General features: G+C 41.3%; 1 protein-coding gene. It reads left to right on the forward strand.

The window, feature by feature from the left end; all coding sequences use genetic code 11:
- Positions 1-520: helix-turn-helix domain-containing protein (locus LOSG293_RS09835; protein WP_034529904.1), on the forward strand; the 520-nt coding region annotated here is incomplete at both ends.

Raw genomic sequence — 520 nt, forward strand, 5'->3', positions numbered from 1 at the left:
AAGAGAAGTTGTTTTACATTGGTCTAGTTACTCAGGGAATGGCTCCTAATGCCGTTCAAAGAAAATATGGAGTTGAACATAGTCAAGTAAGCCGATGGGTAAAGCGTTATGGATTACAGGGGATCGATGGCCTGCGGCATCGACTCATGGGAAAGTATCCAAGTGAATTGAAATTAAAAATAGTTCTGGAGTACCTAGAAGGACACAGTTCTTATCCTCGATTATGCGATAAATATAATATTCCTAACGTTAGTACTATCTATCAATGGGTTCATCAGTATACTAGTGGTAAACAACTCACCACTAGGAGTGTGAAACAAGTGAAAGATGGTCGGAAAACAACCCAGCTGGAACGTGTAGAAATTGTTCAATGGATTATAGCAAACGATATGGATTACTCACGCGCCATGAATAAGTACAACGTGTCATATGGTCAGGTTTACTCGTGGACTCGGAAGTTTAAACAAGGTGGACCAGAAGCCCTTGTCGATCGTCGTGGTAAGGGAAAGACTGTGCATGA

The organism is Secundilactobacillus oryzae JCM 18671, from assembly GCF_000740055.1.
Lineage (GTDB): Bacteria > Bacillota > Bacilli > Lactobacillales > Lactobacillaceae > Secundilactobacillus > Secundilactobacillus oryzae.